The 20,241-nt window shown below is 43.1% G+C and carries 21 protein-coding genes; 9 read left to right on the forward strand and 12 right to left on the reverse strand.

Annotated elements, in window-relative coordinates; all coding sequences use genetic code 11:
• Window positions 1-299 precede the first annotated feature (299 nt).
• The 3 genes from AAGR14_RS20605 to AAGR14_RS20615 are packed head-to-tail and all read left to right on the forward strand — an operon-like array spanning window position 300 to window position 3,366.
• Window positions 300-2,006, forward strand: a complete 1,707-nt coding sequence (locus tag AAGR14_RS20605; RefSeq protein WP_342646132.1) for a glycosyltransferase family 39 protein — start codon at window positions 300-302, stop codon at window positions 2,004-2,006.
• Between the two features lie 14 nt (window positions 2,007-2,020).
• Window positions 2,021-3,055 (forward strand): hypothetical protein, encoded by a 1,035-nt coding sequence (locus tag AAGR14_RS20610; RefSeq protein ID WP_342646133.1) that lies wholly within the window; start codon window positions 2,021-2,023, stop codon window positions 3,053-3,055.
• Between the two features lie 38 nt (window positions 3,056-3,093).
• Entirely contained in the window at window positions 3,094-3,366 is a 273-nt protein-coding gene (locus AAGR14_RS20615; RefSeq protein ID WP_342646134.1) for a UBP-type zinc finger domain-containing protein, read from the forward strand.
• A 44-nt stretch (window positions 3,367-3,410) separates the two neighbouring features.
• Here AAGR14_RS20615 and mfd read toward each other — a convergent pair whose 3' ends face one another.
• Window positions 3,411-6,764: a transcription-repair coupling factor gene (gene mfd, locus AAGR14_RS20620; protein WP_342646135.1), complete on the reverse strand. Its 3,354-nt coding sequence runs from the start codon at window positions 6,762-6,764 to the stop codon at window positions 3,411-3,413.
• A gap of 222 nt (window positions 6,765-6,986) precedes the next feature.
• On the opposite strand from mfd, the gene AAGR14_RS20625 reads away from it, so the two are divergent.
• From AAGR14_RS20625 to AAGR14_RS20650, 6 genes are all read left to right on the forward strand, one after another.
• Window positions 6,987-7,397 carry a DUF4199 domain-containing protein gene (locus AAGR14_RS20625; RefSeq protein WP_342646136.1) on the forward strand — a complete coding sequence of 137 codons (411 nt, stop codon included), beginning with the start codon at window positions 6,987-6,989 and terminating at the stop codon, window positions 7,395-7,397.
• A gap of 135 nt (window positions 7,398-7,532) precedes the next feature.
• Complete coding sequence (locus AAGR14_RS20630) at window positions 7,533-7,889, forward strand: TM2 domain-containing protein (RefSeq protein ID WP_342646137.1); 357 nt, start codon at window positions 7,533-7,535, stop codon at window positions 7,887-7,889.
• On the forward strand, window positions 7,882-8,127 hold the full coding sequence (locus AAGR14_RS20635; RefSeq protein WP_342646138.1) for a DUF2905 domain-containing protein: 246 nt from the start codon (window positions 7,882-7,884) through the stop codon (window positions 8,125-8,127). The genes AAGR14_RS20630 and AAGR14_RS20635 overlap by 8 nt, the downstream gene beginning before the upstream one ends.
• 12 nt (window positions 8,128-8,139) lie before the next feature.
• Complete coding sequence (locus AAGR14_RS20640; RefSeq protein ID WP_342646139.1) at window positions 8,140-9,237, forward strand: Nif3-like dinuclear metal center hexameric protein; 1,098 nt, start codon at window positions 8,140-8,142, stop codon at window positions 9,235-9,237.
• Window positions 9,237-9,983: a C4-type zinc ribbon domain-containing protein gene (locus tag AAGR14_RS20645; RefSeq protein ID WP_342646140.1), complete on the forward strand. Its 747-nt coding sequence runs from the start codon at window positions 9,237-9,239 to the stop codon at window positions 9,981-9,983. The genes AAGR14_RS20640 and AAGR14_RS20645 overlap by 1 nt, the downstream gene beginning before the upstream one ends.
• 56 nt (window positions 9,984-10,039) lie before the next feature.
• Window positions 10,040-11,518, forward strand: a complete 1,479-nt coding sequence (locus AAGR14_RS20650) for a tetratricopeptide repeat protein (RefSeq protein ID WP_342646141.1) — start codon at window positions 10,040-10,042, stop codon at window positions 11,516-11,518.
• A gap of 2 nt (window positions 11,519-11,520) precedes the next feature.
• Here the strand turns inward: AAGR14_RS20650 and AAGR14_RS20655 are convergent, their stop codons facing one another.
• Genes AAGR14_RS20655 through moaC form a run of 11 tightly spaced genes read right to left on the reverse strand, consistent with a single transcriptional unit; the run spans window position 11,521 to window position 20,079 of the window.
• On the reverse strand, window positions 11,521-12,714 hold the full coding sequence (locus AAGR14_RS20655; protein ID WP_342646142.1) for a molybdopterin molybdotransferase MoeA: 1,194 nt from the start codon (window positions 12,712-12,714) through the stop codon (window positions 11,521-11,523).
• Between the two features lie 15 nt (window positions 12,715-12,729).
• Complete coding sequence (locus tag AAGR14_RS20660) at window positions 12,730-13,833, reverse strand: HesA/MoeB/ThiF family protein (RefSeq protein ID WP_342646143.1); 1,104 nt, start codon at window positions 13,831-13,833, stop codon at window positions 12,730-12,732.
• A gap of 57 nt (window positions 13,834-13,890) precedes the next feature.
• Window positions 13,891-14,904 carry a GTP 3',8-cyclase MoaA gene (moaA, locus tag AAGR14_RS20665; protein WP_342646144.1) on the reverse strand — a complete coding sequence of 338 codons (1,014 nt, stop codon included), beginning with the start codon at window positions 14,902-14,904 and terminating at the stop codon, window positions 13,891-13,893.
• Window positions 14,891-15,301, reverse strand: a complete 411-nt coding sequence (locus AAGR14_RS20670; protein ID WP_342646145.1) for a molybdenum cofactor biosynthesis protein MoaE — start codon at window positions 15,299-15,301, stop codon at window positions 14,891-14,893. Before AAGR14_RS20670 ends, moaA begins: the two co-directional genes overlap by 14 nt.
• Window positions 15,302-15,318: 17 nt before the next feature.
• Window positions 15,319-15,558 (reverse strand): molybdopterin converting factor subunit 1, encoded by a 240-nt coding sequence (moaD, locus tag AAGR14_RS20675; RefSeq protein WP_342646146.1) that lies wholly within the window; start codon window positions 15,556-15,558, stop codon window positions 15,319-15,321.
• A gap of 54 nt (window positions 15,559-15,612) precedes the next feature.
• A complete protein-coding gene (locus AAGR14_RS20680) occupies window positions 15,613-16,467 on the reverse strand; it encodes an ATP-binding cassette domain-containing protein (RefSeq protein WP_342646147.1) in 855 nt (284 codons plus the stop codon).
• Window positions 16,464-17,138, reverse strand: coding sequence for a molybdate ABC transporter permease subunit (gene modB / locus AAGR14_RS20685; RefSeq protein WP_342646148.1), 675 nt, complete (start codon window positions 17,136-17,138; stop codon window positions 16,464-16,466). Before modB ends, AAGR14_RS20680 begins: the two co-directional genes overlap by 4 nt.
• A 36-nt stretch (window positions 17,139-17,174) precedes the next feature.
• On the reverse strand, window positions 17,175-17,882 hold the full coding sequence (modA, locus tag AAGR14_RS20690) for a molybdate ABC transporter substrate-binding protein (RefSeq protein ID WP_342646149.1): 708 nt from the start codon (window positions 17,880-17,882) through the stop codon (window positions 17,175-17,177).
• A gap of 43 nt (window positions 17,883-17,925) precedes the next feature.
• Entirely contained in the window at window positions 17,926-18,411 is a 486-nt protein-coding gene (locus AAGR14_RS20695) for a molybdopterin-dependent oxidoreductase (RefSeq protein WP_342646150.1), read from the reverse strand.
• A gap of 38 nt (window positions 18,412-18,449) precedes the next feature.
• A complete protein-coding gene (locus AAGR14_RS20700) occupies window positions 18,450-19,628 on the reverse strand; it encodes an NTP transferase domain-containing protein (RefSeq protein WP_342646151.1) in 1,179 nt (392 codons plus the stop codon).
• Window positions 19,582-20,079, reverse strand: a complete 498-nt coding sequence (moaC, locus tag AAGR14_RS20705; protein WP_342646152.1) for a cyclic pyranopterin monophosphate synthase MoaC — start codon at window positions 20,077-20,079, stop codon at window positions 19,582-19,584. Before moaC ends, AAGR14_RS20700 begins: the two co-directional genes overlap by 47 nt.
• Between the last annotated feature and the right edge of the window lie 162 nt (window positions 20,080-20,241).

A 20,241-nucleotide genomic window follows, 5' to 3' on the forward strand; every position in this document is an offset into this window, starting at 1 on the left:
GCGTTAAAGAATTGATTATTTCTATTTTTTCTCCCGTTAGCTCTAAGCCAAGCCCAGTTTACGTACCTGTAAAACAAGTAAATAAACACCCCTTTATAAAAAACTAAAGCAGCGGAAACTGCTTTAGTTTCCCTCGTTCAGTTTACTGTTCATCTGCATTTGCAGTTGAACAGCTTTTCCTATCATTCTTCCGGTAACGCCTTAAGTTCCCATTTCGGACTCTTGTATTCAACATCTAACCCCTGATGTTTCCCGCAGTAATTCATAAAAGCTTAGCTTTGCGTTCAGCTAAATAAGTCATGACATTGAGTACGCCCTATAAAAACGCACAAAACAAATACATTTTGTTCTTTTTATTGGGATGGACGTTATTAAACATTCTGCAAGCCTGTACCTTGGGTATACACTCCGATGAGGCTTATTATTGGGTATACTCCCGCTTTTTAGATTGGGGGTATTTTGACCACCCGCCTATGGTGGCAGTATTTATCCGTATAGGCGACAGCATTATACATAATGAGTTTGGCCTGCGGCTCATGACTATCATCAGCAGCACCATATCTATGTATGTGCTCTGGTTAATTGCCCGCAAATACCTGGTTAGTGCCCGGTGGTTTATACTGGTAGTTACCGGAACACTCATTTTTCACATCTATGGGTTCAGTACTACGCCCGATGCGCCATTACTGCTTTTCACTATCCTGTTTTACTACTTTTACCAGCAATACCTGGATAACGACAGTTGGGGACTGGCAGCTATTTTGGGCTTAGTAGTTGCCTGCCTATTATATAGTAAGTACCACGGGCTGCTGCTTATAATTTTTACGCTTGCCGCTAACATCGGTATATTTAAACGTGGCACCTTCTGGCTAATCCCCATACTTGCCTTAACCTTATTTGCCCCACATTTATTGTGGCAGGTAAACCATGGCTATCCGTCAGTTAACTATCACTTGTTTGAGCGCTCATCAGAAACCTATGAGTTTGCGCATACTTACCTGTATATTCCGGGGCAGTTGCTGATGGCCGGGCCGCTGGTGGGATGGTTTTGGTTTTACTATGGCTTAGGCAGACGGAGCACCGATTTATTTACCCGCTGCTTGCTGGTAAACAGCGCAGGCATTTACGTATTCTTTTTGCTAAATACCGCTAAAGGCAATGTACAGCCACATTGGACGCTGATTGGCTTTGTGCCATTGGTATTACTCGTACTCATCAGGCTGCAAAAAGATGCCTACCCAAAATGGCTTTTTAATTTGGCAGTTATTAACGCGGCCTTAATTATTGTTTTTAGATTAATGCTGGCAGCCGGGTTGCCTTTTTTAAAAAACGCCAATGCTTTTAAAAGTTATTACCGTTTTGATAAATGGAGCCGGCAGATTAAACAAAAGGCAGGGAATCACCATATCATTATCGAAGGTGGATTTCAGCTACCCTCAAAGTATAACTTTTATACCAACAGCTTAAAAGGCTTTGCCTATGATGATGTGTTTTATCGCCGCACCCAGTATGATATCTGGCCTATTGAGGATAGCCTGCAGCATCAAAAAGCCTATTATTTATCACCCTATCCTACTGCGCTTAAAGCTGATACTTTGCATACGGCCGATGGTATATGGTACGGGGCCTGGGTGCATGACGTGCGCACTTTTCAAAAAATTGACATTCGTACTGATAATTACAAAGTAAAAGCCAATCCACAACAACCTCTTAGTTTAAAACTACAGTTACTTAACCCGGGTAATAGCGCTGCAAATTTTAAGGCTACCCCCGAACAGCCGGTAGAATTAAGGGCCTGCTTTTATAAAAACGACAGTTTGTTGCATGTCATCACGGCAAAGCCGGATTTTAACCAAATCTCCATCCCGGCACATCAACAAATAAACTATACCTTGCAGGGACAAGCTCCCGTTGCCAAAGGGCGTTATATGCTCATTTTTTCTATACGTACTAAACCTTTTCCGGGCGGCAGAAACAGCAGGATTGTTAACTTTACCGTGCAATAATTTAACATTTGCTGATGAATAAAAAACTCTACTTTATATTCTTTTTACTGCTGTTAACCCGTTTTGCACAAGCACAAAGCCTAGATATGCATTTTAACGGCTTGGGCTTTTTAGACAATCGGGAATATCGTGCGTATATAGACCGCTCGCGTACCTACTCGGGCACTCGTTTAGCACTCGATTTTGGACTGAATCTGGATAGCCTCAACCACTTTGTAGTAGGTGTAAATGGCATCCACGAGTTTGGCGCCAAACCCTACTTTTTAAAGGTCGACCCGGTAGCTTATTATGAATTTAAGAGCAGCAAGTGGCTGTTTAATGCAGGTATGTTTCCGCGCGAGGGCCTGCTTACCAACTACCCGAGAGCTATTTTAAATGATACGTTAAGATATTACCGCCCCAACGTAGAAGGCTTGCTTACCCGTTACCAGGGAGCACATGGCAATATTATTATTTGGCTGGATTGGGTGAGCCGCCAAACCAGCACCGACCGCGAGCAGTTCTTGTTCGGTTCGTCGGGCAAGTATTTACCAAACGAGTTTGGCCCGTTTTACCTGTCGCATTATTTTATGTTACTGCATGATGCCGGGCCAGCGATAGGCATCCCGAACGATCATATACGCGACAACGGCGCAGCGCAGGTAAGGCTGGGTTATAACTTTGGGCACCGTACTATGTTTGACTCCCTGACTGTTGAAGCGGGCGGAATGATGTCATTAGAGCGGGTACGGCACGAAGGCGGTGGTGGCTGGAACCTGCCTTTGGGTTTTGTGGCCAGTGCTTATGCCAGCCTTGGCCGCTTTGCGCTGTATGATGAATTTTATAAAGGCGAAGGGCATCATGTTGATTATGGCGACTCTTTTTATGCAAAAACCATTTACAACAGGCTCGATATCATCTACACCCCTTTCCTGTTTAAACGTATTAAAGGTCAGTTTATCCTTAGCCTGCACCAATCTCCAGGTCATTTAGGCGATAATCAGCAAGCCTTTCGCATAATTTATGATTTGGGCCGCAAGACATTGGCTCGTTTTAAAGATGACGATTAAAATTGTGTAATTTAGTTTAGCTTAAACACATTACAACCATGACATCACCAATCTGCAGCCATTTAAGTCAAATTACTGAAGTAAAAACCAGCGACTCTGACGTTTGCGAAGAATGCGTTAAAAATAACAGCAGCTGGGTACACCTGCGTGTTTGCCAAACGTGCGGCGTAACGCTGTGCTGCGACTCGTCGCCCCAAAAACACATGACCAAGCATTATCATCATACCCAACACCCGGTGGTATCATCGGCCGAGGCGGGCGAACGCTGGCTGTGGTGCTACGCCGACGAAAGCTTTGCAGAATATGAATAGCAATTAGCCTATATTAACTTAGGTGTATAAAACAGAAAACTGTTTTATACACCTACTTCAAGGCCTATCTCACTTAATAAAGCTACAGCTTCTACTACGCTATGTACGCCCTCAATACTAATACGGAGGGTATTCTTTACTTCTTTCATATTCACCCTGCGCATATTAGTTTTTACAAAACTTAACACATGCATAAACGCCGGCGACTCAAAATAAGCCGACTGCTGGTTAGATAAAAAGTAGCCGCGCAACACATTCTTTTTAAGCGATATTTTTTCGAAGCCGATGGCTTTGCCCAGCCATTGCAGGCGTATGGTATTAAACAAATCGTTTACCTGTGGCGGTATCGGGCCAAAACGGTCGGCCAGTTGTTTTTCAAAAGCCAATAGCTCTGTTTCGTTCTCCAGCTTTGATATTTCGGTATACAGGTTATAGCGCTCGGTTAAGCTGGTAACGTACTCATCCGGAATCAGGATTTCCATATCCGTATCAATTTGCGTAAAACTCACAAATGGACGTGGCTTGTCGTCTTTAAACAATTCCTTAAACTCTTCGTCTTTAAGTTCCTGTATGGCTTCGTCAAGTATTTTATGATACATCTCAAAGCCAATCTCAGCAATAAAACCACTTTGCTCGGCACCCAATAAGTTACCACTGCCGCGGATGTCCAAATCGCGCATAGCTACGTTAAAGCCGCTGCCTAAATCGCTAAATTCTTCAATGGCGCTTAAGCGTTTGCGCGCTTCCGGCGTCAAGGTCGACAATGGCGGACTCAGCAAATAACAGAATGCCTTTTTATTGCTGCGCCCTACCCGGCCACGCATCTGGTGCAAATCGCTCAGGCCAAACATGTGGGCATGGTTAATAATAATGGTATTGGCGTTAGGTATATCCAAACCAGCCTCGATGATGGTAGTTGCCACCAGCACATCATACTCATGGCTTACAAATTTGAGCATTACATCTTCCAGGTCATCACCTTCTAACTGCCCGTGAGCAATACCAATACGAGCCTTAGGCACTAATTTACGAATCATGCCGCCTAACTGCGGCAAATCGGCTACCCGGTTGTGGATAAAGAAAACTTGTCCGTTACGGTCAAGCTCATACTCAACCGCTTCTTTAATCAGTTTATCGTTAAACACATGCAATTCGGTAACTACCGGCTGCCGGTTGGGCGGCGGGGTAGAGATGATGGACAAATCGCGCGCGCCCATTAACGAAAAGTGCAGGGTACGTGGTATCGGCGTAGCTGTAAGCGTAAGCGTATCCACATTGGCACGCATAGCTTTTAATTTCTCTTTGGTAGCTACACCAAATTTTTGCTCCTCGTCAATAATCATTAGCCCAAGGTCTTTAAACTTCACATCTTTACTCACCAAACGGTGCGTACCAATGATTATGTCCAGTTTACCTTCGGCTAAACGGGCCAGGCTATCCTTAATTTGCTTATTGGTTTTAAAGCGATTGATAAAATCGATATTAGCTGGAAAGCCCTTTAACCTGTCTGAAAATGTTTTAAAGTGCTGAGCCGCCAAAATAGTGGTAGGCACTAAAACGGCCACCTGCTTACTATCGGCTACGGCTTTAAAAGCAGCACGGATAGCCACCTCTGTTTTACCAAACCCAACGTCGCCGCAAATCAGGCGGTCCATCGGGTGCGGCGATTCCATATCTTTTTTAAAATCGTTGGTCGCTTTTTCCTGGTCGGGCGTGTCTTCGTAAATAAAGCTGGCCTCCAGTTCGGTCTGTAAGTAACTATCGGGCGAAAACGCGTTACCTTCTTTAGTTTTACGTACAGCGTAAAGTTTAATCAGGTCGCGGGCTATGTCCTTAACTTTTTTTTTTGTGGTTTTCTTTAACCGCTCCCAGGTATCTGTACCTAATTTGTTCATCTTAGGTACCGACCCTTCTTTACCACTAAATTTAGAAATGCGGTTAAGCGAGTTGATGTTTACATACAGCAAATCATTGTCGGCATATATCAGCCTAATCATTTCCTGCATCTTACCGTTTACCTCTACCTTCTCCAATCCGGCATATTTACCAATGCCGTGATCTATGTGAGTAACGTAATCGCCCGGCTTTAACTCTCTAAGCTCTTTTAGGGTAATAGCCTGCGTACGCTGGTAACCTTTGCGCAGTTTGTATTTATAGTAACGGTCAAATATCTGGTGATCGGTATAGCAGGCCAATTTTTGCTCACGGTCAACAAACCCCTCGCGGATGGATACATGGATTGGGGTAAACTTTACCGTTTTATCCAGATCATCAAAAATGGCATACAAACGTTCTACCTGCTTGGTCGAGTCGGTAAAAATTAAATTCTCAATTTTCTCCGCCTCATTATTCTTAATATTATGAATCAGCAACTGGAAGTCTTTATTAAAAGACGGCTGCGGCCTGATATCAAAGTTAACGCTGTGTGTGGGGGTGTAAAAAAACTGCTTGCCAAACTCAACCACTGCAAAATCGTGCAGCTGGTCGGCAATCATTTTTTCGTCGGTAAAGGCAAACTTAGGGTCTATCCATTCCGGATTCTGGTTTTTTTCCTCTGCAGATAGCGCCTTCCATAACTGGCTGGCTTTTTTGTAGCCTTCCTGGATAATGTCGAGCGTAAATTGTACATCCCTAATCCATACCTGGGTGTCGCCCTCAATGTATTCTAGTATAGAGATGTTGTTTTCGGTTAAAAACTTCGACTGTACGTTAGGTACAATGGTTACTGTTTTTACCTGTTCGGCAGATAGCTGGCTTTCAATCTCAAACGTGCGGATCGACTCAATAAAATCGCCGAAAAATTCTACACGGTAAGGCAGATCGTGCGAAAAAGAAAATATATCCACAATACCGCCGCGGATTGAAAACTGCCCAGGCTCGTATACAAAATCAACCCGTTCAAAATCGTACTCAATTAAAAACTCATTAATAAAGTCGATGCTCAGCTTATTATTTACAGCTATTTCAAGCGTATTTTTTTCGAGGGATGAGCGGTCAATTACTTTCTCAGCAACAGCTTCGGGATAAGTAACAATAATTTGCCCAAACTCGGTGGAGTGGTTTAGCTCGTTTAATACCTCGGCACGGGCCAGCACGTTACTACTGTCGGGCTGGGTAAACTCAAAAGCCTTGCGATAGCTGGACGGAAACAGCAATATTTCTTTGCCCGTAAGGTTTTCTAAATCAGCCTGAAAATAACTGGCTTCTTCACGGTCGGGTAATATAAATAACTGGTGCTTGTGCTGCAAAAAATACAGCGCTACAGCCACCGTAGCATCGCTCGAACCTACCAGGCCCCGCAATTGGATACGCGGACTTTTAGAACTGTTTGATGCTTGCGCCAGTTCTTTAATACGCTCGTCGGTTTTATACCTATCTAATATGTCGCGAATATTCAAAACATTGCAAAGATAATCTCCCCAACTACCTAAAAGGGTGATTTATTGTAAAATATTTAAAGAAGGAACTGAACTACTCCATATTTGTTTTGATGCCGCAATGCACAAAAAAATACGTCACAAAAACTACTTCTTTAAAGAGTAACAGGCAAACAATTGGCTGCACATAATCCTTTTACGCTATACAGATACTTAAAATACATCAACTTAACCACTAATACCATGAAAAACGCTGTTATATCCGGAATCATCATTGGAGTTGTGAGCGGACTTTGGCTATTTATTATGCGCTGGACCGGCCACAAAATGTTAGACGACCAATTAACACCTATCGAATACATCTCTATACTAATACCGGTTTTAGGAGTATTTTTTGGATTGAAAGGATACCGCGACGACGAACTGAACGGTCGGATGAATTTTTTACAAGGCTTGATACAAAGCTTCAAGATTTTGCTGATTGGTGGGGTAATTGCAGGGTTTGCCGGTATAGTTTATATTAATTACGTAGCGGCCGAAGATAATTTCCGAGATTTTTCGGGCCGTCTATTCGGGGCCTTGCTCATTGGTGTACTATCATCACTGGCAGCCACTTTATTACTCATGACTAAATCAAACAATTCTATAGATTAATAAAATCTAAATATGTTGATGGCGAAAGCTCTGCACTTGCAGGGCTTTCGCTGTTTATAGGCAATTCTGTCCGCCTTTTTGTAACAAATAGTTGTTTGGTAAATCTTATATTTAGAACTATAAACTTAAGCTATCATGCAACAAAATTCTTTTTCCATGTTGTCGGGCATCACGCCCGAAGAGTTTCTCTTTTTACAGCAAGCTACTGTTGGTTTGAACGACCAGCAACTCAACAGCTTTAAAATGCTGTATATGGGCAAACGCCGTAACCCTACAGATATATTATTATTCACGCTTTTAGGCTTTGTAGGATTCAACGGAATTCAACGCTTTGTAGTAGGGCAAATTGGTATGGGAATTATTTATATGATAACCTTTGGTTTTTGTTGGATAGGCACTATCGTTGATTTAATTAATCATAAAAGTATAGCTAATAATTACAACAAAGACATGGCTTACGAAGCCCTGCAAATGGTAAAAATGGGTGCATAAACTACATGCAAGGCAACCTATAGGTAAATTATTAATTGCAGCCGGCGCATTGTTATTGATTGCCGGTTTACTCTGGTACTTTTTTACTGATAAACTGCGCTGGATTGGCCACCTTCCCGGCGACATCCGTATTGAGCGCGAAAATTTCAGTTTTTATTTCCCTGTTACTACGTTGGTGTTGCTCAACCTCATCATCTTTATTTTAGTGCGGGTTTGTAATTGGATAAGCAACAGCTAACTTGCCGCCGTTATGAAGTTAAACGAATTAACCGCTTATCTGGAAAGCATTGCACCGCTGGCTTACCAGGAAGATTATGACAACTCGGGCCTGATAGTAGGCCATGGCAATCAAGAACTTAGCCGGGCGCTTATTTCTTTGGATTGTACCGAGGCCGTAGTAGACGAAGCCATTGCTACTGGCTGCCAGCTCATCATTTCGCACCACCCCATTGTATTCAAAGGGCTTAAAAAATTCAATGGCAAATCGTATGTAGAGCGTGTAGTGCAAAAAGCTATTAAGCATGATATTGCCTTGTACGCCATCCATACCAATTTAGATAATGTGATGGATGGGGTGAATGCACGCATAGGCCAAACGTTGGGTTTAAAAAACATGCGTATACTTTCGGCTAAATCGGGCATACTCAAAAAGCTGGTTACTTATGTACCGCATAGCCATGCTGATGCCGTGCGCAATGCCTTGTTTAGCGCAGGCGCAGGCAACATTGGCAACTATAGTGAGGTTAGCTTTAATGCCGGAGGTACAGGAACCTTTAAAGGCAACGAAAGCGCCAGCCCGTACGTTGGTCAGCTCAACGAGCGGCACCAGGAAGCAGAAACCCGGATAGAAACTATATACCCGGCCTACCTGGAAAGTAAAATACTGATGGCGTTGTTTTTAAACCACCCTTACGAAGAGGTAGCTTATGATTTATATACCCTAACCAACCAGCACCAGCAGGTAGGTGCAGGCATGATAGGCGAACTCGAATATTCCGTAAGCGAGCAGGACTTTCTTGCTCAACTAAAAACGAGCATGAAAGCAGCTGTGATCAGGCATACCGAGTTAAAAAACAAACCGGTAAAAAAAGTGGCAGTTTGCGGTGGCTCAGGAGGCTTTTTATTAAAGCAGGCTATTGCTGCCGGGGCCGACGTTTTTGTTACGGCCGATTACAAGTATCATGAGTTTTTTGATGCGGAAGGAAAGATAGTTATTGCCGACATCGGACATTTTGAAAGTGAGCAATTTACGCAGCAACTATTGCATGAAATAATACAGAAAAAATTTAGTAACTTTGCGGTCCGTTTAACAGAAATTAATACAAACCCCATAAAATATTTTATTTGATGGAACAAACCGTAGAACAAAAGCTAAAAGCTTTGTATGACCTACAAACTATCCACACCAAGATTGACAGAATACGCCAGGTAAGAGGTGAATTGCCTATGGAAGTTGCCGACCTGGAAGATGATGTGGCCGGTCTGGAAACCCGCATTCAGAAAATAAAAAATGAACTGGATGATTTGGAAGACGATATTGTAAACCGCAAAAACGTTATCCGTGATGCGCAGGCCAATATTAAAAAATATGAAGCTCAGCTAAACGACGTTAAAAACAACCGTGAGTACGATGCAATCTCGAAAGAGGTTGAAATACAAGGCCTGGACATCCAGGTGAGCGAGAAAAAAATCAGAGAGTATGGTTTTGAAATTACTTCAAAAACTCAAATCTATGATAAAGCGTTAGCTGAACTGGAAGGCCGCCGTGCTGACCTTGATGCTAAAAAAGCAGAGCTGGATAATATTACTTCTGAAACTGAAAAAGACGAAGCTGAGTTAAACAGCCAGGCCGAAGTAGCTAAACAAAATATTGAAGAGCGTTTACTGATAGCCTACTCCCGCCTGCGTGGCAATGCTAAAAATGGCCTGGCCGTAGTAACTATTCAGCGCGACTCTTGCTCAGGTTGTTTTAACCAAATCCCGCCGCAGCGTCAGTCTGATATTCGTCAGCGCAAAAAAATCATCGTTTGCGAACATTGCGGTCGTATATTGGTTGATGAACAAATGGCGCTCGAAGAAGAAGAGCACGCATAATCAGCTTTTAACTAAAAATGATATATAAGGCGCCTTAACAGGCGCCTTTTTTTGTAATGAGTAAATATTTTCTACCTATCCTGCTCTGCCTAATCAGCACTCGTACTTTTGCCGGTTTTGATGCTAATGCCAATTGTAACCAAGCGTATAAAAATATATTGAGCTTTAAGCTTAAAGCTGCCCGTCAGCAAATAGATCACGAAAAAGCCATCCATCCGCAAAATAGCTTCACCATTCTGCTCGACGATTATTATGACTACTTCTGGATGCTGAGTACAGAAAGCAAAAATGATTATGACCGCCTGAAAAGCAATAAAGCCGACCGCTTGGATAGGCTGGATGATGAGGACAAAAATTCGCCCTGGCGCAATTTTGCATTGGCGCAGGTAAACCTGCATTGGGCACTGTTAAATGCCCGCTTTGGCGACAACACAGCAGCCGGCTTTGCCATTAATAAAGCACACCGGCAATTACAGGACAACCAAAAGAAGTTCCCCACATTTTTGCCGGACGATATTCCGTTAGGTGTGGTAAACGTGGCTTTAGGTGCCCTGCCCGACGGAGCGCTGAAAAGCATTTTAAATATTTTTGGCATCAAAGGCAGTATCAGCAACGGCATCACTATGCTGCAGAACACTATTGCGCAGTTGCCGGCATCAAACTATGCGATGTTTTATGATGAGGCGGTGTTTTATACTACCTACTTACAAACCGATGTAGTGAACGATGAGCATGCATATACAAAAATGCTTAAATATACTGCCCGTATGGATAACAGCAGCTTGCTGAAGAGTTATATTGAAGGCTATATTGCACTGCGGAGCGGGCACAGTAATGAAGCCATCAGTTTTTTAGACAAGCGTCCGGATGGCAATGAATATCAACCTTATCCTTACTTGGATTACCTGATGGCTATTGCCAAAATGAATGTATCAGATAATTCGGCCAACGATTATTTTAACAAATTTTTACAGACCAATAAGGGTGTAAATTTTATTAAAGACAGCTATTTACATTTAGCCTGGGATGCCTTGCTCGATGGCAATACTAAACGCTACACTGCCTTTACCCAACTGGTAAAAACCAAGGGTTATACTTATAATGACAAAGACAAACGTGCTTTAACAGAAATTGCCGACCCGCAATATAACCCCGATTTACTGCGGGCCCGGTTATGGTTTGACGGGGGTCTGTATGCTAAAGCATTAGCATTGCTCAAAGAGCAAAACGCTGATAAATACACAACTACTCATGATAAAGCCGAATACCATTACCGCCTCGGCCGTATTTATGATGCCATGCAGCAAGACAGCAACGCCTTAAACAGCTACCAGCAAGCCATTAACTTAGGTAAAGGCACCAATTATTACTTTGCGCCAATGTCGGCTTTACGGGCAGGCAATATTTATGAGCAGCACCATGATATCAGCAGGGCCAATACTTACTATAACATGGCTATCGGCTTTAAAAACCATCAGCAAGAAAACAGCATTGAGCAAAAAGCTAAAGAAGGCTTAAAGCGTATTAAGCCTTAAGCTTATTGAAATAGCTGCACATTAAATAGGGTTCCGGCTTCAAAACTATCCTGTTCGGCAGGTAAGCTCAAATAGCCCTCGGCCTGCATCAGGTTAACCATATCGCCGGAGGTTGAGGTGTTTACCGGTGTGGCTATCATTTTACCATCCTGGTTAATCAGCTTAACTAACACGTGGTGTATTAATGCCGGTTTAAAGGTTATCGTTTTACTGATGGCTGCCTGTACTACCGGGAGTTTAATATTTAACGAACTATATAACCAAGCGCGAAAATAAATCTGATAACAAATCCAGGTAGATACCGGGTTGCCCGGAAAGCCAAATGCCAATACTCCGTTGTCGAATTTACCAAACAGCAAAGGCTTGCCAGGCCTTTGTGCAATGCTATGAAACAGCGTATGCATGTTTAGCTGCTGCAACACCTGCGGCAAAAAATCAAACTTACCTTTAGATACCGCACCCGAGAACAATAGCACATCGTAGTTTTCTATTAATCCGGTTAATTGCTCAACCATCAACTTGGGTTCGTCAGGTAGATGATACCTATTCGCTGTAATAACCTCCTGGGCTAAGCCGGCTATCAGCATGTAACTGTTAGATTGCCTGATTTGATGAGGCTCGGGCTTTTCTGTAATTGCAACCAATTCATCGCCAGTTGAACAAACTGCTACTTTAGGTAATTGGTAAACGCTTAGTTTGTTTAATCCTACTGATGCTGCAATGGCGATAATAGCTGGCGTAATTTTAGTTCCTGGTTCAACTAAGGTCTGTCCCTCCTTTTCGTCTGCACCCTGTAAATGAACATTTTGATAGGCGATAACGGTATCCAATTGTACCTGAGCTACCTGGTTTTCCAGCAGGATATCCTCATAACGGATCACCGCGTTACAACCAACCGGCAACATAGCACCGGTCATGACCTCGATACAATGATCACGATTTTGCAACTCCAGTTGTGGATGACCTGCAGGCTGTATAGCCTCGACAGAAAACTCCCGCCGGCCCTGCTCAAACGCTGATGTATTAATGGCAATACCGTCCATAGTGGCCCGGTTAAAGGGCGGAAAATCACGGTCGGCAATGATGGTTTTCGCTAATACACGCCCTCTGGTTTGCAGCAAATCTATCTCTTCAACAGCTAAAGGCTTAGCCTGAGCATAAACTTGATTTAAGGCCTCTTGTACAGTAATCATCATGTTATCAATTAAGGGTTATGAACGCACCAGGTATTCATCATCAAACTCATCCTGCCAAAAATCCATACCGCCTAACACGCTGTAAATATAGGCTGTTGGGTACTGCTGTTGCAGCATCTGCGCGGCCTTGCTGCTCCGGGCACCTTTTTGGCAAAATAACACTGTAGGTATTGTATTATTCAATGCAATTTCAGCAGGCTTAAGTTGATGTAACGGGCAAGACGTTGCTCCTTTTAAATGCTCTTCTGCAAACTCATCCGGTTCACGTACATCAATCAACCGGAAACTTTTACCCGATTCATACCAATCGTACAATTCTTCTACCGATAGTTGCTGCACGGTTTGACAGGATACAGGTTCGTAACTGTTTTGCAATGTTTTGATCGTTTTATTTTCAGGATTCAGCTTCAGTTTTACCTTGTATTGCTCGTCGCTCAAAAAGTCATATATCTGCAAATAGCCTGACAAGGTATGTCCGATCCCGGTAATTACTTTAATGGCTTGTAAAGCCTGCTGCATACCAATAATGCCCGGCACTACGCCCAGCACACCGGCGGTATTACAATCAGGTATTTCGTTAGCTGCTGGAGGCTGCGGGTACAAGCACCGGTAGGTTGGCCCACCCTGGTAGTTAAAAACACTTACATACCCTTCGTATTGCTGCACCGCACCATAAACAAAGGGTTTATTCAATATTACGCACGCATCATTCAATAAATACCGGGTACTAAAATTATCGGTGGCATCAATAATTACATCATACTGCCCAACAAGTTTTAAAGCGTTGCCAACGGTTAAAGCTTCGTTGTAGATTTGAATATCAACCTCGGCATTCAATGCTTTCAGTTTTGCATGAGCCACCATAGCTTTACTCTGCCCAACTTCAGCTTCGGTATACAATACTTGCCGGTGCAGGTTGGAAAGGCAGATGGTATCAAAATCGATAATACCAATAGTACCTACGCCCATACCTGTTAGATATTGTAAAGCCGGTACACCCAACCCTCCGGCACCTACCACCAACACCTTAGCCTGCGCCAGTTTTAATTGCGCTGCCTCGCCAAAATTAGTTAGCTGCGTTTGGCGTAAATAGCGTTCGCGGTTTATCGGTTTGTTCAATGGTAAACAGATTATGATTTAAATATGCTGAGACTTGCAGAACTGTTTAAAAACAGCTTATCCGCCCAGTACAGACATTGAGGTATGAATATCGCCCTGACTGGCCAGCTCTGCGGCATAGCCATCGCGCTCACGTTGGCTTACCGCCTGAATAATTTCTTGCTCCAAATCAGCCGCCGAAACGCCTTTTCTTAACACATCGCGCAAGTTAACAACCGGTGGGCCATACAGGCAGGTACGTAACTCGCCGGTGGCCGACAGTCTTATCCGGTTACAGGTACCACAAAATGTACGGCTAAACGAGGGAATAATACCAAAGCTACCCGCATAACCCGGAATTTTATAATTTACCGAAGTAGAGTTAGCATCACTGATCAGGCGATTAATATCTGTATACTGACCGGCAACATATTCATATATCCGCTTATAATCCCAATCTGATTGCACCTGCGAACCGTCGCTGCCATTAAAAGGCATCTCCTCTAAAAAGCGCACCGACAAAGCGTAATTTTTGGTCAGCTCAATAAAGGGTATAATATCTTGTATGTTTTTATTTTCGGCTACTACGCAATTCAGTTTTATGTCGAAGCCGCTATCCAATAGTTTAAAAATACTGGCATATACGCCGTCAAAATTATCTCGCCGGGTAATCTGCGCAAAACGTTCGCGGCTTAGTGAGTCTAAACTAATGTTAATTTTGCGGATGCCGATCTGCAAAAGTTCTGCCTGGTACCGTTCGGATAATGTACCATTGCTGGTTACCGTAATTTCTTTCAGGTTATCGGTCTGGCTCAACTTTCTTAAAAAAGGCATGATACCGTTGCGCACAAAAGGCTCGCCGCCGGTGATGCGTATTTTAGAAACCCCAAGTTTGCAAAACACGGACGACAGATACAGCATCTCGTCAAAAGTCATTAAATCTTTGCGGCGGGCAAAGTCAATGCCTTCTTCGGGCATGCAGTAGTAGCACCTGAAGTTACAGCGGTCGGTAACCGAAAGCCGCAGGTAATTCAGTTGCCTGCCATATTTATCTATCAATACACGTTCGCTCATTACATTAAGGATGGGCATTTACCCACACACTATTATCTTCGTAAAATTCTTTTTTCCAGATCGGCACTGTCTTTTTCAGCTCATCAATTAAAAACCGGCAGGCCTCAAAAGAAGCATCACGATGAGCAGACGAAACTCCAATAACTACTACGGGTATGCCTGGATCTTTTGCACCCACCGCATGCACAATGGCCAGCTTTACCAAAGGCCATTTGCTAAAAGCCTCATGCGCTATATGCTCCATCTGGCGAATAGCCATAGCATCATAGGCTTCAAAATCAAGCCTAACGACGTCTTTGCCTTTTGAATGATTACGCACCGTTCCTACAAACAGGTTTACCGCACCAGCTTCGGGCGACTGCAGGTAGGCATATGCCTCATTCAAATCGATATGTTCAACTAATTTAATTAACACGTTATTATTTATAGTGATTATCCGCCACTCACGGGTGGTATCAAGGCTATTTCCTGCTCAGGCGTTAGAGCATCTTCGTCCTGCGCATACTCGCTATCAACAGCTACAGCCATAGATGATAAACTTTGCAATGCAGGATATTGCTGCCCTAACCAATCTTTTAATGCCTTAACCGTATTAATACCGGCAATTTCCGGAATGTTAATCCGGCTTTGGCCGGTAATTTCGCGGGTGATGCCAAACAATAATACTTTCATGGGTATAGTTTACTAACTTATCAAACCGGCAAAGGTTTGTTGTTGAGTATAAAGTTACGAAAGCTTGTGCAATAATAAGTCAGTGGCTTGTAGACTTACCTTGTCGCCAACCTTTAAATTTTTAGTTTGTGAAGAATGTTTTACCCCAACTAAACGCTGTTGTACTAATATTTTCAGCGCTTCGGTCTCTATACCAACTACCTCTCCTGTTAAATAGAGATTATCGCTTTCAAGCTGCCAGCCAAAAACCTGAGCCGCGCTGCCGCTTTGCAGCAATTGCCCGTGCTCAATTTTAATTACATGAGTAGCCAGCTTATATATTTCGGGTAAATGATGGCTCACCAATAACGTAGTTAGGTTATATTGTTGATGTACTTTCAATAACTCCTGCTGCAATTGCAAGCGCGTTGCATCGTCTAAGGCCGACAAAGGTTCATCTAACAGTAATACTTCCGGCTCTCTGACCAACGCGCGTGCCAGGGCCACCCGCTGCTTTTGCCCGCCCGATAGCACATCAGGTTTAAGATTGCCCCAGGCCTGTAAATTCATGATTGCCATTAACTCCTGCACGCGCGCCGGCGACTGATGCGTCGGCAAAGCATAACGCAGGTTTTCTTCTACTGTCATATTGGGGAATAGCGCGTAATCCTGAAATACGAACCCAATGTTTCTTTTTTGTGGCGGCAGGTTTATTTTTCTATCCGTATTAAGCCAGGTTTGTCCGTTTACTTCAATGATGCCTCGCTCGGGTTTTAATAAACCGGCTATGATGCGTAACAAGCTTGTTTTACCGGCGCCCGATGGTCCGTATAATGCGGTAAAAGACTGACTGCTGATTTCGGTATCTATCCTCAACTCGCCGTTACCTTGGGGCAGATGCAGTTTTTTATAGATGTTAATTTTAATCATGCGGTAAGTCGGTTTCGGGTTAAATGTTTGTTAACCACGTATACGGCCACCAAAATACAGAATGACATAGCCAGCAGAATACCGGCATAAATGTGGGCTGCTTTAAAGTTGAGTGATTCAACCTCATCATAAATAGCAATCGAAGCTACTTTAGTAATACCCGGAATATTGCCACCAATCATCAGCACCAAACCGAACTCTCCCAGCGTGTGTGCAAAGCTCAATACAACGCCTGTAAATAAGGCAGGCTTGATGTTGGGCAATAAAACGTGTATAAAAGTTTGCCACGACGATTTACCTAATGTTTGCGAAGCCTCGCGCAAGCTGCCGGGCAAGGCTTCTAATCCTGCTTGTACCGGGTGTACCATAAAAGGCAAACTGTAGATGATAGAACTAATTACTAAGCCAGTAAACGAAAACACCAAACGTATGCCTAATACATCGTTTAAAAATTTGCCGAATCCGCTTGCAGGACTAAAAGCCAGCAATAAGTAAAACCCTAATACGGAGGGTGGCAGCACTAAGGGTAGGCTAACCATAGCTTCGACCGCCGGTTTGAGCTTGAATTTACTTTGAGCCAGCCATGCGGCAATAGGGATCCCGATAACTAATAAACAACCGGTAGTTATGAGTGCCAGTTGAAGAGTTAGCCATAGGGGTTGATACAGCATGGGATCTATTAAGTTTAAAAGGTTGAACCGATTGGGTTAACGGTAACCGTAAGCCTTAAATATTTGCTTGGCCTGTACGCTAAACATAAATTTGCAAAATTGGTTAGCAGCAGCCAAATTTTGCCCCTGTGAGGCTTTTAAAACCACTACTCCCTGAGCAATGGGATGGTAAAGTTTGCTGTCAACCTCCGTCCACCGGCCAACACCCTTTTGGGCAGAGTCTAACACTACCGATTTTGCTGTAAAAGCAGCATCTACTGCGCCGGCTATCAAATACTGGTTTACCTGGGCAATACTTTCGCCGTACACCAGTTTAGGCTTTAATGTAGCAAAGGTATGTGTCTTCTGCATAGCCTCTTCGGCAGCAGTGCCATAAGGCGCCAGTTTAGGGTTAGCAATAGCAATCTTTTTAATAGCAACATTACTCAGACCGCTTAAATTGTTACCTGACAATCCGTTTGCCTTACTCCAAATAACCAAAGTACCGTATGCGTAAATTTTAGGCGCTGCGGTAGTCAGCTTTTTTTGGTAAAGCTCTTGAGGGTACTTCATATCGGCCGACAAAAAAACATCAAAGGGTGCCCCCTGCTCAATTTGCGTGGTTAGTTTACCAGACGAACTTACAATTAACTGAGCTTCGATACCGGTTTTTTGCTTAAATGCTTTAGCCAGCTTTTCTGATACAAACTGCGCATTAGCGGCAACGGCTACCCTTAGGGTTTGGCCTATCCCGGCAAATGGCATGCATAAGCATAATACAACAAATTTTAAACGCGCCGACTTCATTTTATTTTGAATTTAAAACTACTACTTCTAAGGCTGTAACCTGCCTTACCCAACGGGCATGCTTTTTTTCGCCTGGAACAATAATTTGAAAAGGGCCATCCTCCTCAGGCAATGGCTTTTTATCGGCCCGGTCGGCAACAATAATTGTACGATTGGCAAACAGCGGGTCAACCTCCGATAAAGCATAAATAGCCTTGTAATTATCGGCAGCTGTTACTACTAAGCAACTTACAATAGTTTTGCGCTTAGCAGTATCGCCCAGCACAATACCAGCTTTAGTTAATAAATCGGCTATGGTTACGCCGCTGTACCGGTGTACCTTTTCATCATGTGCCTTGGCCATTACTATAGCCTGTTTCATGTCTTGAAACATACCTTTACTCATAACCAGCGGCTGTATACCTGCACCGGTGATTGTGATGGTTTGAGCATGGATATTAAACGAGGTGAAGAAGACAATGAATGCGATGAGGTAGATTTTTTTCATTCAGGATTAGTGTAATTTGAAGCAAGATAACAGAATTTTTATGATCTGTATTTTTGCAGGTTATGGATGGCCTCGTCGCGCTGCTCGGGAAAGTTGATATTCTCAAAATCGTGCGTGTCTGGCGCCTCCAGCAGTTCAATGTTTGTATTTATCAATACCTTACGTGGACAAGCATATCCCTGGCTCAAAAATTGCAACATTACCGGGTAAGCCCGCGGCTCCCAAATAGTTATCAAGGGTTCGGGGAAACGATTATCACTATCTATAAAACAAGTGGCCAGTTTAGAGGGATTTCGGTTTTGTACCAGATAGGCTAGCGTATTGGCGGTGAGGTAAGGTAAATCGCAAGCAACCGTTAACCAGGCCGCGTTGGGATTATGCATCAATGCAGATAAAATTCCACCAAATGGCCCCAAACCGGCGAAGCGATCTAAAATAACCGGTAGTTGTTCTTCCTGATTTACATCCTGATTATGAGCGTAAGACACTAAAGTTTCGTGGCAAAAAGGGCTTAGCATATCGTGTACATGCAAACGCTGACTTTTACCAAAGTATGCCAAACTACCTTTATCGGTTTGCATACGTCTGCTTTGCCCGCCGGCTAACACCAGTCCGTTTAATGCAGGCTGACGATTCGACAAGTATTTATTTAAAAATTGAGTAATGGCTAAAGTATCAGCCAGCCTTAAAATAGGTAAGGCGGCACCTACGGGCAAATGCTCGTTGATGTATGCCGGAATTTCGGAAACCCCGTCGGCCAACAAAACCAATTGTACATTGGTCAGTTTATCCAGTTTTTTTTCCAGCGGTTTGGCAGGGTCTATAATAATAATTTGAGCGTTTGCTGTAAAGTGATTACCATTAACTAAAACCAAATCTGCATCGTTAAACAAACTCCGATTTTGAAAGGCATTGAAGGTTTGCTTATATGCGAAGTTGCGGTAAGTGATTTTATCTGTAAATTCTAACGCAGCACCATGAGTTAACGATGAGTTGTCGTCTGCAGCAGGTGCGTTATGGTCTGCATCAGCAAAAGCTATTTGATACTTGGCATATAACTCCTGGATAATACGATTAGCGAGGTTACGGATATTAGCGCACGGCGTACCTAAAATAGCCAGCTCGTTGCGATGGTATTCGCCTAAATTGGGCCGGGTGAGCTTAGGATGCTTATGATAATTTTGCAAAGAAGTCACTTTTGCCTCCGGTTTTTTCAATTAACTTGGTTTCTTTAATAATAATGTGGTGAGAAAACGCCTTACACATATCGTATATAGTTAGTGCTGCTACGCTGGCCCCGGTGAGGGCTTCCATCTCGACGCCAGTTTTTGAGGTGATGGTTGCTGTACAATTAATCACTATTTCTTGCGCATCATTTACATCAATAGTTACTTTACAGTTTTCTAAAGATAAAGGGTGGCATAGCGGTATTAAATCTGACGTCTTTTTTGCCGCCATTGTACCGGCTATAATAGCTGTTTGAAACACTGGCCCTTTCTTAGTTTGTATATCCTCATCGTGTAAGTGTTGCATAATTTCATCACCCAAAATAACAATGCTTTGTGCGGTGGCCGTGCGTTTAGTGATTTGCTTATCGCTCACATCAACCATGGCCGGTTGATTGTTTTGAGGATTGATATGAGAAAAAGACTTTCCGGTGTCAGACATAAAAAGGTACAGTAAGATGCAAAGCTAAGTATACAGATGATAAATAGTATTGGTGTTATTCTGTTTGCTGTGCAGGCATTTAAATATCCATTAAAAATAAAAGCTACTATTGGGCATATGAGCTCAACAGTAGCTTTTATAATTAAATATTTGCTTGTTATA

It is taken from the genome of Mucilaginibacter sp. CSA2-8R (assembly GCF_038806765.1).
Classification (GTDB): Bacteria; Bacteroidota; Bacteroidia; order Sphingobacteriales; family Sphingobacteriaceae; genus Mucilaginibacter.